Origin of the sequence: Glutamicibacter sp., assembly GCF_035257265.1 — a bacterium.
GTDB lineage: Bacteria > Actinomycetota > Actinomycetes > Actinomycetales > Micrococcaceae > Glutamicibacter.
This window is the reverse complement of sequence record NZ_DATEXC010000045.1, coordinates 1-1364: the sequence shown is the minus strand read 5'-3', so window position 1 is coordinate 1364 and position 1364 is coordinate 1. Positions and strand designations below refer to the sequence as shown.

Sequence of the window (1364 nt, the reverse complement as noted above, 5' to 3'; positions counted from 1 at the left end):
ACTCAGAATTGACATCTTGTAGCCGTAACACGAATCATCAAGCGGCCTTACAAGCCTTTGCCATCTTTACTTTCACTGTATGCTCAACTTGGTTCGTCATGACCCGTAACCGCAGTGCATGCTGCAGCTGAAAAATACTCCAGGGCTTTCCAGGAACAATCTCGTGATGACCCACCCGCAACACAAACAAATAGGCCAGCACGGCAATCCCCACGGATTTCTCACTGCGGTTTTTGTCCCCGCTGACTTGGTGCTCGCCCAATCCCAGGCCCGATTTCAGTTCCCAGTTCATCAACTCGATCGCCCAACGTTTTTGGTAGATGCACACGACTTGGCTCGGTGTCAACTCGGCCAGATTGGTCACCAGGATTTTTGTATGTTGGGGGCCCGTGTTACGCCCTTTTTTACTCAGGACCACAGTGACGTCGCCTACATGACGCAGACCCAAGCAGGTGCTATACGTCCAAAAAGTCTTGCGACCTTTCCTGCCCTCTCTGGGCACCCGGGTGCATTGGTAATACTTGTGCGGTATATGGGTCACGAGATGTTTGAGCGATTTCTCCTCCACGGTCTTCCAGGTCCGAGCGATCGCAAAGACAAAGCCCCAGCGGCGGGCGGTATCGGCCTTGTCCCGATCTTGGACCATGCGCATATTCGCCTTGGAACCATAAGCGGCATCACCACCCACGATCACCAGCGTGGCCCAACTCGGGGGAACAAATGCGCCCACCAGCTCGCGAAACAAGGCATTTTCACTGCGATAACCGACGTGGCGCTTGGGCAGAATGAGCCGAAAGCCCACGGGGATGCGATAGCCGTCCCAGGCTGCCATCAGCAAGACGAAGCGCAGGCCAAAAAACCAGGGATGATGCTGGCTGATGCGCCCTTTCTGCGCCATAGGATTCTTGGGGCCGCGTTTGTCGGCGTGACTGCCATCGCCAAAGAGATACAGGATGCCGTTCGCGGGTGCGGGCAAGGTGGTCAAGAGATCCTGCGCCAACCAGCTCACGAGGAGATGCACATTCCAATAGGCGGCTTTGAGCAAGCGCCCAAAGCGCCAGGCCGTGATCGTGGCGGGCGTCCACCGGGCCATCTCTTCCAAGGTCTTGCGCCCGGGAGAGACGGCTTGCATGAAGATGAGCCAGCAGAAGATGACACGATGGCGACCGCGCCACACCGTGGGCATGCCGCGAAAGACCAGGGTCACAAAGCCAGGCAGATAGGTGAAGGCGATCAGCATGTGCAGAGCCCTCTCCAGAGGAGGAAGAGAGAAAACAGCTGCCGAGGGACGTTCTCATGTCGCCTTTACACCTTTTCTCATTGATTTTCAAGCAGTTTGCGGTTTGGGGTGTCAATTCTGAGTA

Annotated in this window: 1 protein-coding gene; it reads right to left on the bottom strand. The window is 56.0% G+C overall.

The genetic code is table 11. The features are described 5' to 3' along the window. Positions 1-37: 37 nt before the first annotated feature. Positions 38-1240: a transposase gene (locus VJ369_RS12570; RefSeq protein ID WP_324092411.1), complete on the bottom strand. Its 1203-nt coding sequence runs from the start codon at positions 1238-1240 to the stop codon at positions 38-40. Between the last annotated feature and the right edge of the window lie 124 nt (positions 1241-1364).

Excerpts from the sequence above, each read along its gene's own strand:
- VJ369_RS12570 (WP_324092411.1), bottom strand. The coding sequence starts at position 1,240 with ATGCTGATCGCCTTCACCTATCTGCCTGGCTTTGTGACCCTGGTCTTT.